Below are 15923 nucleotides of genomic sequence, written 5' to 3' on the forward strand. Positions count from 1 at the left end.
TGGCCCGTTGCGGGGTGTCTGGCAGGGGCTAGAATGCCCCCTTCACACGCGCAAGGACCCCCATGAATCCACTCGTTCCCGTCCTGACCATCGACGGCCCATCAGGGGCTGGCAAGGGTACCATCAGCCGCATCGTGGCGCGCCGGTTGGGCTGGCACTACCTGGATTCGGGCGCTCTGTACCGCGCCGTCGGCGTGGCGGCCAGCTGGGCCGACATCGACACCTCCGATGCCTCCGCGCTGGTGCGCTGCACCTTTGATACCCATGTCCAGTTCGTCGAGCAGGGCGATGCCATGCGGGTCCTGGTCAATGGCACCGATGCCACCGACGAGCTGCGGCTGGAGACCACCGGAGCGCTGGCGTCGGCCATTGCCGCCATTCCCGAGGTCCGGGCCGCCCTGAAGGAGCGCCAGCGCGCATTCAGGATGGAGCCGGGGCTGGTCGCCGACGGCCGCGACATGGGCACCGTCATCTTCCCCGACGCCCCCTACAAGGTCTTCCTGACCGCCAGTGCCGAGGAGCGCGCCGAGCGCCGGCATAAGCAGTTGAAAGACAAGGGGGTTTCTGTTAACTTTGAAGACCTCCTGCGCGAGATCATGGCCCGCGACGCCCGTGATGCTCAGCGTACCGTGGCGCCCCTGAAGCCGGCAGACGATGCTGTCCTCATCGACACCACAGGCATCGGCATCGAAGATGTCGTTGCCAGAGTGATGGATCTGCTTCCGGTTCCGGCTGCCTGATCCGTTCGCGCGGGAGCTCTGCCAGCAGCATCGGTGGAGGTCGCGCATCTGCAGTGCTGTAAAAGCTCCGTCGCGCAATGATGCGTGGCGGTTTTCCTACTTCCACACACGACCTGCATTTCCGGGGTCGACCAACAGGCGGGCGGCAGCCATTCCCTGAAGGGAAGCCAGCCGACCCATGTGTCCAACAGAGTAAATCTAATGACCGAATCATTTGCCGAACTGTTTGAAGCCAGCCAGGCCAACCTGGCCAAGCTGAAGCCGGGCGCCATCGTCAGCGGTACCGTTGTTGAAGTCCGCGGCGACGTCGTGGTGATCAACGCCGGGCTGAAGTCGGAAGGCATCGTGCCGATCGAACAGTTCCGTAACGACGCTGGCGAAATCGATGTTGCCGAAGGCGACATCGTCAAGGTCGCCCTCGACTCGATCGAGAACGGCTTCGGTGAAACCGTCCTGTCGCGCGAGAAGGCCAAGCGCGCGATGGTGTGGGACGAGCTGGAAGAAGCGTTGGAAAAGAACGAAACCATCACCGGCCGCATCAGCGGCAAGGTCAAGGGTGGTTTCACCGTGGACATCAAGGATGTCCGCGCCTTCCTGCCGGGTTCCCTGGTCGATGTGCGCCCCGTGCGCGATCCGGCCTACCTGGAAGGCAAGGAGCTGGAATTCAAGCTCATCAAGCTTGACCGCAAGCGCAACAACGTCGTGGTCTCGCGCCGCGCTGTCGTCGAAAGCGAGCACTCGGAAGAGCGCGAGCAGCTGATGGACAAGCTGCAGGAAGGCGCGATCCTGAAGGGTGTCGTCAAGAACCTGACCGATTACGGCGCATTCGTGGACCTGGGCGGTATCGACGGCCTGCTGCACATCACCGACATGGCATGGAAGCGCGTGCGCCATCCGTCCGAAGTCGTGAACGTCGGCGACGAGCTGGACGTGCGCGTGCTGAAGTTCGACCGCGAGCGCAACCGCGTTTCGCTGGGCCTGAAGCAGCTGGGCGAAGATCCGTGGGATAACATCGCCCGTCGTTACCCGGCCAACAGCCGCGTGTTCGGCAAGGTCTCCAACGTCACCGATTACGGCGCATTCGTCGAAATCGAGCCGGGCGTCGAAGGTCTGGTGCACGTTTCCGAGATGGATTGGACCAACAAGAACGTCAACCCGTCCAAGGTTGTGCAGGTCGGTGACGAAGTTGAAGTCATGGTCCTGGACGTCGACGAGGAGCGTCGCCGCATCTCGCTGGGCATGAAGCAGGTTGCCGCCAATCCGTGGGAAACCTTCGCTGCCACCCACAAGAAGGGAGACAAGGTGTCGGGCCAGATCAAGTCGATCACCGACTTCGGCATCTTCATCGGTCTGGACGGCGGCATCGACGGCCTGGTTCACCTGTCCGACATCAGCTGGGCGACCACTGGCGAAGACATCGTTCGCAACTTCAAGAAGGGCGACAACCTGGACGCAGTGGTCCTGGCCGTCGATCCGGAGCGCGAGCGCATTTCGCTGGGCGTCAAGCAGCTGGAGCAGGATCCGTTCGGCCAGTACATGGCGACCAATCCGAAGGGCTCCAAGGTCGAAGGCGTGGTGAAGGAAGTCGACGCCAAGGGTGCGATCATCGAGCTGTCCGACGGCATCGAAGGCTATGTTGCAGCTCGCGACATCGCCAACGAGCGCGTCGACGACGCGACCCAGCATCTGAAGGTCGGCGACAAGGTTGAAGCCAAGTTCGTGGGCATGGATCGCAAGGGTCGTACCCTGCAGCTGTCGATCAAGGCCAAGGACGACGCTGAAATGCGCGAAGTGCTGGAGGAATACCAGTCCTCTTCGGCTTCCAGCGGCACCACCCAGCTGGGCGCGCTGCTGCGTGCACAGCTGAACGGCAACAAGTCCGAGTAATATCGGCCTTACGCTGTTCGTTGTTTCCTGGACGGCCCGGGCACTGCCCGGGCCGTTTCAGGCTGAGATGCCCCTGATGTGAGCCGGTAATGACCAAATCCGAACTGATCGAAATCCTCGCGCGCCGGCAGGCGCACCTGAAGGCCGATGATGTCGATCTGGCGGTCAAGTCATTGCTGGAAATGATGGGGGGCTCACTGTCGGCCGGCGATCGCATCGAGATCCGCGGCTTTGGCAGCTTTTCGCTGCACTACCGTCCGCCGCGCCTGGGTCGCAACCCGAAGACCGGCGAATCGGTTGCCCTGCCGGGCAAGCATGTCCCTCATTTCAAGCCAGGCAAGGAATTGCGCGAGCGGGTCAGCAGTGTGCTGCCGCTGGACGCAGATCCGGCCTGAGCCATCCGTCGCGCGACTTCGTGCGAATCCCGCCACGAGTCGGATAAGCTACGGCCTCCTGCCAATGGAGCTGTCGCATGAAAGTTTTTCGTCTGCTGGTCCTGCTGGCGGTTCTCATCCTTGGTCTGATCATCGGTGCGGTCAACATGACGGCCATGTCGATCAACCTGCTGTTTACCCAATTGAACACGTCCGTCGGCGTGGCGCTGATTGCCGCCCTGCTGATCGGTGTCGTGGTCGGTGCTGGCCTGGTGCTGGTAAGCGTGGTCATTCCGCTCTACAGCCAGCTGCGCCGTGCCAACAAGTCGGCGGCTGCACCGTCGGCGCCGGTCGCCCCCTCCCAATCTTTTGATGGACGTTGATCGAAGATGGAATTCGTTTCCGAGTGGTTCTGGTTCTTCCTGTGTCTTCCGTTGGCGGCGCTGGCCGGCTGGGTGATCGGACGCCGCGGCGGTCAACGCCACGGTGACAACCAGGTCAGCCACCTGTCCAGCACCTATTTCCGTGGCCTGAACTACCTGCTCAACGAGCAGCCGGACAAGGCCATCGAACTGTTCCTGCACATCGCCGAGCTGGACAAGGAAACCTTCGAGACCCAGGTCGCGTTGGGCCATCTGTTCCGCCGCCGTGGTGAAGTGGACCGCGCGATCCGTCTGCACCAGGGCCTGGTCAACCGCCAGGACCTTAGTGATGCGCAGCGCGTGCAGGCCCTGCTGGCACTGGGCGAGGACTACATGAAGTCCGGCCTGCTGGACCGTGCCGAAACGGTGTTCACCGAACTGGCGCAGTTGGACCAGCGCGCACCGCAGGCGCTCAAGCACCTGATCGGCATCTACCAGGCCGAGCGTGACTGGGAAAAGGCGATCGACAACGCTACCCGCTTCGAAGATGTCACCGGCGAGCCGATGGGCAAGCTGATCGGGCAGTTCGAATGCGAGCTTGCCGAGCGCTTCCGTGGCGCTGGCAAGCTGGAAGAGGCGAGGGCGGCCATCGCCCGCGCCTACCAGGCCGATGCCATGTCGGTCCGTGCCGGCATCATCGAGGGCCGCCTGGAAACCGATGCAGGCAACGCCGAGGCCGCCGTGCGTGCCTTCGAGCGTGCTGCCCGCAACGATCCGGAGTACCTGCCGGAAGTGCTGCCGGCGCTGATGGAAAACTACCGCAAGGTCGGTGACCTGGGCGGCGCGCGCGCCTTCCTGTCCGAGATGACCGAGCACTACCGCGGCATCGCCCCGGTGCTGGCGCTGACCCGCCTGATGGAAGAGCAGGAGGGTGTCGCACCTGCCCGCGCCTATCTTGGCCGCCAGCTCAAGGATCGCCCGTCGGTGCGTGGCGAATCGGCACTGATCGACCTCACCTTGGCCGAGGGCGCAGATTCCACCGCGACCCTGCACGACCTCAAGCACATCACCGACCAGTTGCTGGTGCGCAATCCGGCCTACCGCTGCACCCGCTGCGGATTCGGCGCGCGTACCCACCACTGGCAATGCCCCAGCTGCAAGGAGTGGGGCACGGTCAAGCCGCTGTTGAATTACGCGGTGCTCTGAACCATGCCGTGGCTTGTGATGGCCGCGCTGCTGGGCCTGGCCCTGCTCAGCGCGGCATTGACCTGGGCGGCACGCGTGTACGCCCTGCGCAGGCAGTTGCTGGACCAGCCCGGCGAGCGCCGCAGCCACAGCGTCGCCACCCCGCGCGGTGGCGGTATCGCCATCGTGATCAGTCTGCTGGTTGCGGCAGCCGTGGCCGCTTGCGTCTGGCCGGACGCTGCAGCCAGCCTGGCTGTCGCCAGCCTTGGCCTGGCGCTGGTTGCCGGCATTGGCTGGTGGGATGACCATCGGCCGCTGCCGGCCATGCGCCGGTTGCTGGTGCATTTCCTCGCCGCCGCCTTGCTGGCGGGACTGGTCAAGATGCACGGGGGCAGCTGGCTGCTGAGCCTGCTGGTGCTGTTCTTCACCGCCTCGCTGATCAACATCTGGAACTTCATGGATGGGATCAACGGGATTGCCAGCAGCCAGGTAGTCATCGTTGCGCTGGGCTTCGCGATGGTGCTGCCCTGGCCCTATTCGCTGGTGGCCATCGTGCTTGGCCTGGCGTGCCTGGGTTTTCTGCCATTCAACTTTCCGCAGGCGCGGATCTTCATGGGTGATGTCGGTAGTGGCGCGCTGGGCTATGCCGTGGCAGTGGTGCTGGCCGTCGCTGCAGTGCACACCGACATCAACTGGATCCTGCTGCTGCTGCCGTTGTCCGCCTTCCTTGTGGACGCGGGCTTCACGCTGTTGGCGCGCATGCTTTCCGGGCAACGCTGGATGGAACCCCACACCCAGCACGTCTACCAGCGCGCGGTCCAGGCAGGAGCCAGCCATGCCCAGGTGACAGGGATGTACTTTGTTTTGGGCCTGTTCAGTATTACAGTGTTCAATATCTGCACCAATTTGCAGCCGAGGTGGGAGGCTGCCGTAGCGGTCGCGTGGTTTGCCGCGTTGACCCTGCTGTGGCTCCTCCTGCGCAATGGATTGCGCCACCGATAAGGAATTACTCGATCTATGTCTTCACCCTGGCGGGACAGAATCCTCGGTCTGATGCCGCGTACGGCCATCGTCTGCCACGACTTGTTCATGGTATGGGCCTGTTGGCAGCTGCTGCATGCAGGTCGTTACTCGATCCTTGCCGACGCTCCCGCATTGCCGCTGTGGAACGTGGACACCACGCTGGTGCTGGCGCTGCAGGGCCTGGTGTTCTGGCGTATCGGCCTCTATCGCGGGCTGTGGCGCTTCGCCAGCGTCAGCGACCTGCTGAACATCTTCAAGGCCAGCTTCATCGGCCTGATCGCCATTGTTCTGGTGCTGGCCTGGAAGCGCTTCAACGGCGTGCCGATGTCGGTGCTGGTGATCTATCCGTTCGCACTGTCGGCACTGCTGGGCGCGCCGCGCCTGTTGTACCGGGCGTGGAAGGACTACCAGTCGCTGCAGTCCGATTCGTCCGCGCGCCGCGTGCTGATTCTCGGCGCCGGCCAAGCCGCTGAGACCCTGGTGCGCGACCTGCGCCGATCCGGCAATTTCGAGCCGGTTGGCCTGCTCGATGATGCACCGCACCTGCGTGGCGCCAAGCTGCAGAGCCTGCCGATCCTGGGCACGCTGGACGACGCACCGGCGGTGGCCCGGGAGACCGCGGCCAAGCTGCTGGTGATCGCCATGCCCTCGCTGGATGCCGTTGGCATGCAGCGCGTGGTGGCCATCTGCGAGAGCACCGGCATTCCGTTCCGCACGGTGCCCAAGCTCAGCGACATCCTGCAGGGTCAGTCGCTGCCGGGCCAGTTGAAGGAAGTGGCCATCGAAGACCTGCTTGGGCGCAAGCCGATCATGCCGGACTGGAACCTCATCCGCGGCTGGTTGGGTGGGCGCACGGTGATGGTCACCGGTGCCGGTGGCTCGATCGGGTCCGAGTTGTGTCGCCAGTGCGCGCGCCATGGTGCCGGTCGTATCGTGCTGCTGGAGATCAGTGAGCTGCTGCTGTTGACCATCGAGGGCGAGCTGCGCCGCAGCTTCCCCGATGTCGAGATCGAAGCCGTGCTCGGTGACTGTGGCGACCCTGCGGTGATCCGTCATGCGCTGTCGCTGCACCCGGTCGACACCGCCTTCCATGCGGCCGCCTACAAGCATGTGCCGGTGCTGGAGCGTCAGCTGCGCGAAGCCGTGCGCAACAACATCCTGGCCACCGAGAACGTGGCCCGCGCCTGCCTGGAAGCCCGCGTCGAGCACTTTGTGTTCATTTCGACCGACAAGGCGGTGGACCCGGTCAATGCGCTGGGCGCCAGCAAGCGCTATGCGGAGATGATCTGCCAGAGCCTGGACCAGAAGTCCACGCACACCCGTTTCGTGACCGTGCGCTTCGGCAACGTGCTGGCGTCGGCCGGCAGCGTGGTGCCGTTGTTCCGCGAGCAGATCCTCAAGGGCGGCCCGGTTACGGTGACCGACCCGGAGGTCAGCCGCTATTTCATGACCATTCCCGAGGCCTGCCAGCTGATCCTGCAGGCGGCCGCGTCGGCGTCGCACGGGGCGATCTATACCTTGGACATGGGCGAGCCCGTGCCGATCCGGGTGCTGGCCGAACAGATGATCCGCCTGGCGGGCAAGCAGCCCTACAAGGACATCCCGATCATCTACACCGGCATGCGCCCGGGCGAGAAGCTGCACGAGACGCTGTTCTATTCCGACGAGGACTACCGGCCGACCGCGCACCCGAAGATCCTGGAAGCCGGCGTACGTGCGTTCTCGCGTGACGTCGTGCTGGGCAACGTGCCCAAGCTGCGCGAGGCGATTGCCAGGTACGACATCGATACGATCCAGGAAATCCTGTTCGCGACCATGCCGGAATTCTCGCCAATCGAACAGGATGCTTACATTTCTTCCGCTAAGGTTGTGCCCTTTCCGGCACGTGAGGCCAGCAGGCACCAATGAGCAAGCGCATTCGCAAGGCAGTATTTCCAGTAGCAGGTCTGGGCACGCGTTTTCTTCCGGCGACCAAGACGGTGCCAAAGGAGATGCTGCCGATCATCGATCGGCCGCTGATCCAGTACGCCGTGGATGAGGCGATCGAAGCGGGCTGTGACACCCTGGTGTTCATCACCAATCGCTACAAGCACGCTGTCGCCGACTATTTCGACAAGGCCTACGAGCTCGAGCAGAAGCTCGAGCGCGCGGGCAAGCACGAGCAGCTCGAATTGATCCGCCATGTGCTGCCGGAAGGCGTGCGCGCGATCTTCGTCACCCAGGCCGAGGCTCTGGGCCTGGGCCACGCGGTGCTGTGCGCCAAGGCGGTCATCGGTGACGAGCCGTTTGCTGTGCTGTTGCCGGATGATCTGATCTGGAACCGCGGCGCGGGTGCACTGAAGCAGATGGCCGACCTCAACGAGGCCAGCGGCGCCAGCGTCATCGCTGTGGAAGACGTGCCACACGACAAGACGGCCAGTTACGGCATCGTCGCCACCGAGGCGTTCGATGGCCGCAAGGGGCGTATCTCGCAGATCGTGGAGAAGCCGAAGCCGGAAGACGCGCCGAGCGATCTGGCGGTCGTCGGCCGCTACGTGCTGAGCCCGAAGATCTTCGAGCTGCTTGAGCAGACCCGGACCGGTGCCGGCGGCGAAATCCAGCTGACCGATGCGATCGCTGAACTGCTGAAGACCGACGAGGTCGATGCCTATCGTTTCGAAGGCACCCGTTTCGACTGCGGCACCCATCTGGGGCTGGTCGAGGCGACGATCCGCTTTGCGCTGGACAACCCGAAGCTGGCTGGTCCGGCGCGGGAGAAGTTGACGGCGATGCTGGCGGAATAAGGTGTTTTCAAGCGCTCCGTTCGCGGCGCCTTGATTGATACGTGATGGGCGGGATGGGCGGGGCTTTGCAGGACACGCCGTAAACCCGTCCATGGGGGCTCGATGGCGCCATCCATGGCGCCAACGGTCCTGCAAAGCCCCACCCATCCCGCCAGCCTGGTTTCCTGCGGGCGCGGACGGGAAGGGCGGAATCAACGGCAGAAGCAAAAGCAGAAAGGCAGCCATTGGCTGCCTTTTTTGTGGCTCTGACCCCATCGTGGAAAGCATCCACGCATGGCGTGGATCTACTGCCTTTGCTCACCCCTCCGCCGCGCGGAATGTTGGGTGGTCCGGGTGGGTGAGGCTGACCGGGACTGTCAGCGGCATGGATGCCGCTGCCAAGCCCCCATGGATGGGTTTACGGCGTGTCCCGGGCAGCCTCACCCACCCGGGCCCACAGCCAGCAATCAGCCGGCAGCGCTTTGAACCTTACAGCGCCTCGAAAATGCCCGCCGCGCCCATGCCGGTACCGATGCACATCGTCACCATGCCGTACTTCTGCTGGCGACGACGCAGGCCGTGCAGCAGGGTCGCGGTACGGATCGCACCGGTCGCACCCAGCGGGTGGCCCAGGGCGATCGCGCCGCCCAGCGGGTTGACCTTGCTCGGGTCCAGGCCGCAATCGCGGATCACCGCCAGCGACTGCGCCGCGAAGGCTTCGTTGAGCTCGATCCAGTCCAGCTGGTCCTGGGTCAGGCCGGCCTGCTTCAGCGCCTTCGGAATCGCGGCGATCGGGCCGATGCCCATCACTTCCGGGCGCACGCCGGCCACCGAGAAGCTGACGAAACGGGCCAGCGGGGTCAGGCCGTAATCCTTGATCGCCTGCTCCGAGGCCAGCAGCACCGCACCGGCGCCATCGCTCATCTGCGAGGAGTTGCCGGCAGTGACGGTGCCGCCGAACTGGCCGTTGCGGAACACCGGGCGCAGCTTGGCCAGGCCTTCAGCGGAGGAATCCGGACGCGGGCCTTCGTCGGTGTCGGCCACCTTGTTGCGCGTGATGATGCGCTTGCCGTCGGCCAGGTCGGGCTGGTGCGAGACGATCTCGTACGGGGTGATCTCGTCCTTGAAGTCGCCGTTCTGGATGGCGGCCATGGCCTTCTGGTGCGAGGCGAGGGCGAACGCATCCTGGTCTTCGCGCGAGACCTTCCACTCTTCAGCGACCTTCTCGGCGGTGATGCCCATGCCGTAGGCGATGGCGACGTGGTCGTTGTCGAACACGCTCGGGGCCATCGCGATCTTGTTGCCCATCATCGGCACCATCGACATCGATTCGGTGCCGCCGGCCAGCATCAGGTCGGCATTGCCAAGGCGGATGGCGTCGGCCGCCTGCGCCACGGCCTGCAGGCCGGAGGAGCAGAAGCGGTTCACGGTCTGCGCGGCGATGGTGTTCGGCAGGCCGGCCAGCAGCACGCCGATGCGGGCCACGTTCATGCCCTGCTCGGCTTCCGGCATCGCGCAGCCGATGATCGCGTCATCGATGCGGTTGACGTCCACGCCCGGTGCCTGCGCGACGACGCTGCGCAGCACGTGGGCGAGCATGTCATCGGGGCGGGTGTTGCGGAACATGCCCTTGGGCGCCTTGCCAACCGGGGTGCGGGTGGCGGCGACGATGTAGGCGTCCTGGATTTGCTTGGTCATTGCAGTGATCTCTTGAATTTTTTAGCCGGAGTGCCGACCAACGGTCGGCACCCACCAAAAGCAGGGAGGGGCAATCAGTTCCGCAGCGGCTTGCCGGTCTTGAGCATGTGCGCGATGCGGGCCTGGGTCTTTTCCTGCTGGGCCAGTTCGACGAAGTGCTTGCGCTCCAGGGTCAGCAGCCACTCTTCGTCGACCAGGGTGCCGCGGTCGACCTTGCCGCCGCACAGCACGGTGGCGATGCGCTCGGCGATCTCGTAGTCGTACGGGCTGATGAAGCGGCCTTCCAGCATGTTGACCAGCATCATCTTGAAGGTCGCGATGCCGACGTCACCGGCCACCTGGATGCGGCGTGCCGGCAGCGGCGGACGGTAGCCCGCTTCGGCCAGCGCACGTGCTTCGGCCTTGGCGATGTACAGCGCTTCGTAGCTGTTGAACACCACCTTGTCGGTGCTGCGCAGCAGGCCCAGTTCTTGGGCGTTGACCGCCGAGTTGGACACCTTGGCCATCGCCACGGTCTCGAAGGTCTTCTTCAGTTCGGCGAACACGTCACCGCCCGGGCCAGCGGCCTGCGAGGCACGCACGGCCAGTTCCTTCAGGCCACCACCGGCCGGCAGCAGGCCGACGCCGGCCTCGACCAGGCCGATGTAGCTTTCCAGGAAGGCCACGGTCTTGGCGCTGTGCATCTGGAATTCGCAACCGCCACCCAGGGCCAGGCCACGCACCGCAGCCACCACCGGCACCAGCGAGTACTTGATGCGCTGGCTGGTGCGCTGGAAGTTGTGCACCATTTCCTCGAACTGGTCGACCTTGCCGGCCTGCAGCAGGCCGAGCGCGCCGGCCAGGTCGGCACCGGCGGAGAAGGGCTCCTTCTGCTGCCAGATCACCAGGCCCTGGAAGTCCTTCTCGGCGCGCGTGACGCACTCCTGCAGGCCGTCCAGCACGTGGTCGGACACGGTGTTCATCTTGGTCTTGAAGCTGACCACGGCGATGCCATCACCGTCGTGCCACATGCGCAGGCCGTCGTTCTCGAACACGGTCTCGCCCGGGGCGAACTTCTCGCCCAGCAGCGGATCGGGGAAGCGCTGGCGCTGGTACACCGGCAGCGACGAACGCGGCAGCTTGGCGTTGCGCGACGGGCTGTAGCTGCCCTCGGCGGCGTGCACACCGTCGCGGCCATCGAACACCCAATCCGGCAGCGGGGCGTTGCTCATGCTCTTGCCGGCGACGATGTCATCGGCGATCCACTGTGCGACCTGCTTCCAGCCGGCGGCCTGCCAGGTTTCGAACGGGCCCAGCGACCAGCCGTAGCCCCAGCGGATGGCCAGGTCGACGTCGCGCGCGGTCTCGGCGATGTCGGCCAGGTGGTAGGCGCTGTAGTGGAACAGATCGCGGAAGGTCGCCCACAGGAACTGCGCCTGCGGATGCTGGCTCTCGCGCAGCTTGGCGAACTTCTCGGCCGGGTTCTTGATCTTCAGGATCTCGACCACTTCCGGTGCGGCGGCGCGGTCAGCCGGACGGTAGTCCTGCTTTTCCAGGTCCAGCACCACGATGTCCTTGCCGACCTTGCGGAAGATGCCGGCGCCGGTCTTCTGGCCCAGTGCACCCTTGGCAATCAACGCATCCAGCCACTTCGGCGACTTGAAGAATTCATGCCACGGGTCGTTGGGCAGGGTGTCGCCCATGGTCTTGATGACGTGGGCCATGGTGTCCAGGCCGACCACGTCGGAGGTGCGGTAGGTGGCCGACTTCGGGCGGCCGACCAGCGGGCCGGTCAGGCCGTCCACTTCGTCAAAGCCCAGGCCGAACTGCTGGGTGTGGTGGATGGTGGACAGGATCGAGAACACGCCGATGCGGTTGCCGATGAAGTTCGGGGTGTCCTTGGCGTACACCACGCCCTTGCCGAGGGTGGTGACCAGGAATGCTTCCAGGCCTTCCAGCACGCTGGCGTCGGTGGTGGTGGCCGGAATCAGCTCGGCCAGGTGCATGTAGCGCGGCGGGTTGAAGAAATGCACGCCGCAGAAGCGGTGGCGCAGCTGTTCCGGCAGCACGTCGGCCAGCTTGTTGATGCCCAGGCCCGAGGTGTTGGAGGCCAGCACGGCGTGGTCGGCCACGAACGGGGCGATCTTCTTGTACAGGTCCTGCTTCCAGTCCATGCGCTCGGCGATGGCCTCGATGATCAGGTCGCAGTCCTTCAACTGTTCCAGCCCGGTTTCGTAGTTGGCCGGGGTGATGGCTTCTGCCAGCGACTTGCTGGCCAGCGGTGCCGGGCTCAGCTTGCCGAGGTTGGCGATCGACTTCAGCACGATGCCATCGGCCGGACCTTCCTTTGCGGGCAGGTCGAACAGCACGGTGTCGACGCCGGCATTGGTGAGGTGGGCGGCGATCTGGGCACCCATGACGCCGGCACCCAGCACGGCGGCGCGGCGGACTAGCAGGGAATTGGACATGGTGTAGGGCCTTTGTTGGTCAGCAGTTACTGGGTGGAATCAATGGAGGCGGGCAGGGTGCTGCCGCTGCGGGCGGCGGCGCGGAATCCGGCCTCGGCGAAATGGATCAGTTCATGCGCGGCATGGGCACGATGCGCCGTTTCGGTGACACCGGCGGGTCGCTTGATCAGCCCGAAATCGGCCATGGCATAGGTCAGCGAGCCGGCCAGGAAATCCAGGCGCCAATAGAGCTCTTCCTTGCTCAGGTCCGGCACGCATTCGGCGATGGCCTTGCCGAACGCACGCAGCACGTGGCCGTAGTGGTCGGACAGGAACTTGCGCAGGTTGTCGTTCTTTTCAGCGTAGGCACGGGCGATCACGCGGACGAAGGCGCCGCCGTTCTGGCGGTCCTGGGCCAGCGCCAGGGCCGGCTCGACGAAGGCGGCCAGCACCGGCCGCAGTTGCCCGGGGTGTTCGTTGCGGGCGCGCTCGAGCTGGGCCAGGCGGGCGCCGGTCATCTCGTCCATGCGGCGGCGGAACACCTCGTTGACCAGGTTTTCCTTGGAGCCGAAGTGGTAGTTCACCGCAGCGATGTTGACGTCGGCCTGGCTGGTGACCTGGCGCAGCGAGGTGCCGGCAAAGCCGTGCTGGGCGAACAGCTCCTCGGCGGCGCCGAGGATCCGGTCCTTGGTCGAGAAGTGGGCGGGCTTGGCCATCGGGCGGGCGGACCTTAATCAAACGATTGTTTGATACTAGAACCAGACGGTAGCGTATGGCATTTTGCAGTGCAGCAAAAATGCCTGGGCGGTTACAGGGGATTCAGTAGTGCCAGCCCATGGCTGGCAGCTCGCAATCCTGAATGGGAGCCCCAGGCCCGAAACGACCGGCATGAGGCCTGCCAGCCATGGGCTGGCACTACTGAGTGGGATCTTTTACAATCCGCGCACGTTTATCAGGCTAAGCCCGCGTTTCGACGCGGCTTTTTTTTTGTTACCCTTCGGGCCATCAGCGGCCCGATTCCATTGGAGACATCCCATGGCGCTGGAGCGCACCCTTTCGATCGTCAAGCCGGACGCCGTTGCCAAGAACGTCATCGGCGAAATCTATGCCCGCTTTGAAAAGGCTGGCCTGAAGGTCGTGGCCGCCAAGTACAAGCAGCTGTCGCGCCGTGAAGCCGAAGGCTTCTACGCCGTGCACCGCGAGCGTCCGTTCTTCAACGCGCTGGTCGAGTTCATGATCTCCGGCCCGGTGATGATCCAGGCCCTGGAAGGCGAGAACGCCGTCCTGGCCCACCGCGACCTGCTGGGCGCCACCAACCCGAAGGAAGCCGCTGCGGGCACCATCCGCGCCGACTTCGCCGAATCCATCGATGCCAACGCCGCCCACGGCTCGGACTCGGTCGAGAACGCCGCGATCGAAATCGCCTACTTCTTCGCCGCCACCGAAGTCGTTTCGCGCTGAGAGTGATGCCGTGAACGAGGTCGTACAGCCAACCGCCATCCCTTCCGTACTCGTTGCGGGTCCGGTTGTGGCAAAGCAGAATCTGCTCGACCTCGATCGCGAGGGTCTGGAGCGCTTCTTCGCCGAGACTCTCGGCGAAGCGCGCTACCGCGCCCATCAGGTGATGAAGTGGATCCACCATCACTACGTCACCGATTTCGATGAGATGACCGACCTGGGCAAGGCGCTGCGCGCCAAGCTGCACCAGCACGCCGAGGTCCGCGTCCCCAACATCGTGTTCGACAAGCCCTCCGCCGACGGCACCCACAAGTGGCTGCTGGCGATGGGCACCGATGGCAAGAACGCCATCGAGGCCGTCTACATTCCGGACAAGAACCGCGGCACCCTGTGCGTGTCCTCGCAGGTGGGCTGCGCGCTGAACTGCACGTTCTGTTCAACCGCCACCCAGGGCTTCAACCGCAACCTCTCCACTGCCGAGATCATCGGCCAGGTGTGGGTCGCTGCGCGTCATCTGGGCAATATCCCGCACAAGCAGCGTCGTCTCACCAACGTGGTGATGATGGGCATGGGCGAGCCGTTGATGAATTTCGACAACGTCGTGCGCGCCATGAGCGTGATGCGCGACGACCTGGGCTACGGCCTGGCCAACAAGCGCGTGACCCTGTCGACCTCCGGCCTGGTGCCGCAGATCGACCGTCTGTCCGCCGAAAGTGACGTGTCGCTGGCGGTGTCGCTGCACGCGGCCGACGATGCGCTGCGCGAGACGCTGGTCCCGCTCAACAAGAAGTACCCGATCGCCGAGCTGATGGCATCGTGCGCACGCTACCTGCGCGCCAACAAGCGCCGCGAGTCGGTGACCTTTGAATACACCCTGATGAAGGGCATCAACGACCAGCCCGAGCATGCCCGGCAACTGGCGCGGCTGATGCGCCAGTTCGACAACGCCGTGCAGGCGTCGCACTCGGGCAAGGTCAACCTGATTCCGTTCAATCCGTTCCCGGGGACGCGCTACGAGCGTTCCGAAGAAGCGCATATCCGTGCCTTCCAGAAGATCCTGCTCGACGCGAAGGTGCTGACCATGGTCCGACGGACCCGTGGCGACGACATCGACGCTGCCTGTGGCCAGCTCAAGGGCCAGGTGATGGATCGCACCCGCCGCCAGGCAGAGTTCAACAAGACGTTGCAGGCAGGGAAGGGGAGCGATGCGGCGGCCTGATCGCCTGCCGGTGGCCCTGTTCGCAGGCGCGCTGGCACTGGCAGCGGGCGGTTGCACGACCACGAGTGAGATTCCGATCGGCCCGGGCGGGGTCGCGCCGATCCACAGCGTCCGTGATGCACCGGGCGTGCGCCAGAAGTTCCACTACGAGGATCTGCTGGCGCTGGCCGCCCGCGACATGCAGGTGGGCAATCTGGACGAGGCCGAGCGCAAGGTGCGCCGTGCGCTGAAGCTCCAGCCCAACGGGGTGGATGCGGTGATGCTGCTGGCCGGAGTCGAAGACCGCAGGGGGCGCGAGCAGCAGGCGGGGGATGGTTTCCGCCGCGCTGCGGAGCTGGCGCCGAAACGCGGTGACGTGCTCAACAATTACGCGGCTTGGTTGTGCCAGCACGGCCACTCGGCCGAATCGCTGGTCTGGTTCGATCGTGCTCTGGCTGCCCCGGACTACGCCACGCCCGCTGCTGCCCTGGCCAATGCCGGTGGTTGCGCGTTGGACGCTGGCCAGCTTGAACGCGCCGAGCGCGACCTGCGTGCCGCCCTGGCGCAGGTGCCGGACAACCCGGTCGCGTTGGAGGCGATGGCCCAGCTGAGCTTCCGTCGCGGCCAGTTCATGGAGGCCCGCGCCTTCGCCGAACGTAGGATTGCGGCTGCACCGGCCACGCGTTCCGTGTTACAACTTGCGTCTCAAATCGAGGCGCGGCTGGGTGATCAGGCAGCATCTGATCGCTATCTTCAGCGGATTCGACAGGAATTTCCGCAGGACGCGGGCTCCTAACTCCAGGGTTGATG

The 15923-nt window shown here is 64.7% G+C and carries 14 protein-coding genes; 11 read left to right on the forward strand and 3 right to left on the reverse strand.

Annotated features, from left to right (window positions below; genetic code table 11):
- Nucleotides 1–62: 62 nt before the first annotated feature.
- The 8 genes from cmk (at nt 63) to galU (ending at nt 8354) form a co-directional block, all read left to right on the forward strand.
- Nucleotides 63–740 (forward strand): (d)CMP kinase, encoded by a 678-nt coding sequence (gene cmk, locus H3005_RS20280; RefSeq protein WP_032977572.1) that lies wholly within the window; start codon nt 63–65, stop codon nt 738–740.
- Between the two features lie 201 nt (nt 741–941).
- On the forward strand, nt 942–2627 hold the full coding sequence (gene rpsA, locus H3005_RS20285; RefSeq protein WP_025875032.1) for a 30S ribosomal protein S1: 1686 nt from the start codon (nt 942–944) through the stop codon (nt 2625–2627).
- 89 nt (nt 2628–2716) lie between these two features.
- Nucleotides 2717–3022 (forward strand): integration host factor subunit beta, encoded by a 306-nt coding sequence (locus H3005_RS20290; RefSeq protein WP_005409286.1) that lies wholly within the window; start codon nt 2717–2719, stop codon nt 3020–3022.
- Between the two features lie 77 nt (nt 3023–3099).
- Nucleotides 3100–3384 carry a lipopolysaccharide assembly protein LapA domain-containing protein gene (locus H3005_RS20295; RefSeq protein ID WP_025875021.1) on the forward strand — a complete coding sequence of 95 codons (285 nt, stop codon included), beginning with the start codon at nt 3100–3102 and terminating at the stop codon, nt 3382–3384.
- Nucleotides 3385–3390: 6 nt separating this feature from the next.
- The gene (gene lapB / locus H3005_RS20300; RefSeq protein ID WP_032977571.1) at nt 3391–4569 is read left to right on the forward strand and encodes a lipopolysaccharide assembly protein LapB; all 1179 of its coding nucleotides are present in this window, start codon (nt 3391–3393) and stop codon (nt 4567–4569) included.
- A gap of 3 nt (nt 4570–4572) precedes the next feature.
- A complete protein-coding gene (locus tag H3005_RS20305; RefSeq protein WP_191078905.1) occupies nt 4573–5550 on the forward strand; it encodes a glycosyltransferase family 4 protein in 978 nt (325 codons plus the stop codon).
- Nucleotides 5551–5565: 15 nt separating this feature from the next.
- Nucleotides 5566–7479, forward strand: coding sequence for a nucleoside-diphosphate sugar epimerase/dehydratase (locus H3005_RS20310; protein ID WP_165780973.1), 1914 nt, complete (start codon nt 5566–5568; stop codon nt 7477–7479).
- Entirely contained in the window at nt 7476–8354 is an 879-nt protein-coding gene (gene galU / locus H3005_RS20315) for a UTP--glucose-1-phosphate uridylyltransferase GalU (RefSeq protein WP_100552310.1), read from the forward strand. Before H3005_RS20310 ends, galU begins: the two co-directional genes overlap by 4 nt.
- Before the next feature lie 468 nt (nt 8355–8822).
- Here the strand turns inward: galU and H3005_RS20320 are convergent, their stop codons facing one another.
- The 3 genes from H3005_RS20320 to H3005_RS20330 form a co-directional block, all read right to left on the reverse strand.
- Nucleotides 8823–10031: an acetyl-CoA C-acyltransferase gene (locus H3005_RS20320; RefSeq protein WP_191078906.1), complete on the reverse strand. Its 1209-nt coding sequence runs from the start codon at nt 10029–10031 to the stop codon at nt 8823–8825.
- Between the two features lie 74 nt (nt 10032–10105).
- Nucleotides 10106–12478, reverse strand: coding sequence for a 3-hydroxyacyl-CoA dehydrogenase/enoyl-CoA hydratase family protein (locus H3005_RS20325; protein ID WP_089240532.1), 2373 nt, complete (start codon nt 12476–12478; stop codon nt 10106–10108).
- Nucleotides 12479–12504: 26 nt separating this feature from the next.
- Nucleotides 12505–13173, reverse strand: a complete 669-nt coding sequence (locus H3005_RS20330) for a TetR family transcriptional regulator (protein ID WP_191078907.1) — start codon at nt 13171–13173, stop codon at nt 12505–12507.
- A gap of 319 nt (nt 13174–13492) precedes the next feature.
- Here H3005_RS20330 and ndk point away from each other — a divergent pair, with 319 nt between their 5' ends.
- Genes ndk through pilW form a run of 3 tightly spaced genes read left to right on the forward strand, consistent with a single transcriptional unit; the run spans nt 13493 to nt 15909 of the window.
- A complete protein-coding gene (gene ndk / locus H3005_RS20335) occupies nt 13493–13918 on the forward strand; it encodes a nucleoside-diphosphate kinase (protein WP_089240536.1) in 426 nt (141 codons plus the stop codon).
- A 10-nt stretch (nt 13919–13928) separates the two neighbouring features.
- Complete coding sequence (rlmN, locus tag H3005_RS20340; protein ID WP_089240538.1) at nt 13929–15134, forward strand: 23S rRNA (adenine(2503)-C(2))-methyltransferase RlmN; 1206 nt, start codon at nt 13929–13931, stop codon at nt 15132–15134.
- Nucleotides 15121–15909, forward strand: a complete 789-nt coding sequence (pilW, locus tag H3005_RS20345) for a type IV pilus biogenesis/stability protein PilW (RefSeq protein ID WP_191078908.1) — start codon at nt 15121–15123, stop codon at nt 15907–15909. Before rlmN ends, pilW begins: the two co-directional genes overlap by 14 nt.
- Nucleotides 15910–15923 lie beyond the last annotated feature (14 nt).

The sequence above is a fragment of the Stenotrophomonas sp. Br8 genome, assembly GCF_014763005.1.
In the GTDB taxonomy this organism is placed as follows: Bacteria; Pseudomonadota; Gammaproteobacteria; order Xanthomonadales; family Xanthomonadaceae; genus Stenotrophomonas; species Stenotrophomonas lactitubi.

Coding starts and splice junctions, on each gene's coding strand:
- cmk (WP_032977572.1), top strand. CDS start 63: ATGAATCCACTCGTTCCCGTCCTGACCATCGACGGCCCATCAGGGGCT.
- rpsA (WP_025875032.1), top strand. CDS start 942: ATGACCGAATCATTTGCCGAACTGTTTGAAGCCAGCCAGGCCAACCTG.
- H3005_RS20290 (WP_005409286.1), top strand. CDS start 2,717: ATGACCAAATCCGAACTGATCGAAATCCTCGCGCGCCGGCAGGCGCAC.
- H3005_RS20295 (WP_025875021.1), top strand. CDS start 3,100: ATGAAAGTTTTTCGTCTGCTGGTCCTGCTGGCGGTTCTCATCCTTGGT.
- lapB (WP_032977571.1), top strand. CDS start 3,391: ATGGAATTCGTTTCCGAGTGGTTCTGGTTCTTCCTGTGTCTTCCGTTG.
- H3005_RS20305 (WP_191078905.1), top strand. CDS start 4,573: ATGCCGTGGCTTGTGATGGCCGCGCTGCTGGGCCTGGCCCTGCTCAGC.
- H3005_RS20310 (WP_165780973.1), top strand. CDS start 5,566: ATGTCTTCACCCTGGCGGGACAGAATCCTCGGTCTGATGCCGCGTACG.
- galU (WP_100552310.1), top strand. CDS start 7,476: ATGAGCAAGCGCATTCGCAAGGCAGTATTTCCAGTAGCAGGTCTGGGC.
- H3005_RS20320 (WP_191078906.1), bottom strand. CDS start 10,031: ATGACCAAGCAAATCCAGGACGCCTACATCGTCGCCGCCACCCGCACC.
- H3005_RS20325 (WP_089240532.1), bottom strand. CDS start 12,478: ATGTCCAATTCCCTGCTAGTCCGCCGCGCCGCCGTGCTGGGTGCCGGC.
- H3005_RS20330 (WP_191078907.1), bottom strand. CDS start 13,173: ATGGCCAAGCCCGCCCACTTCTCGACCAAGGACCGGATCCTCGGCGCC.
- ndk (WP_089240536.1), top strand. CDS start 13,493: ATGGCGCTGGAGCGCACCCTTTCGATCGTCAAGCCGGACGCCGTTGCC.
- pilW (WP_191078908.1), top strand. CDS start 15,121: ATGCGGCGGCCTGATCGCCTGCCGGTGGCCCTGTTCGCAGGCGCGCTG.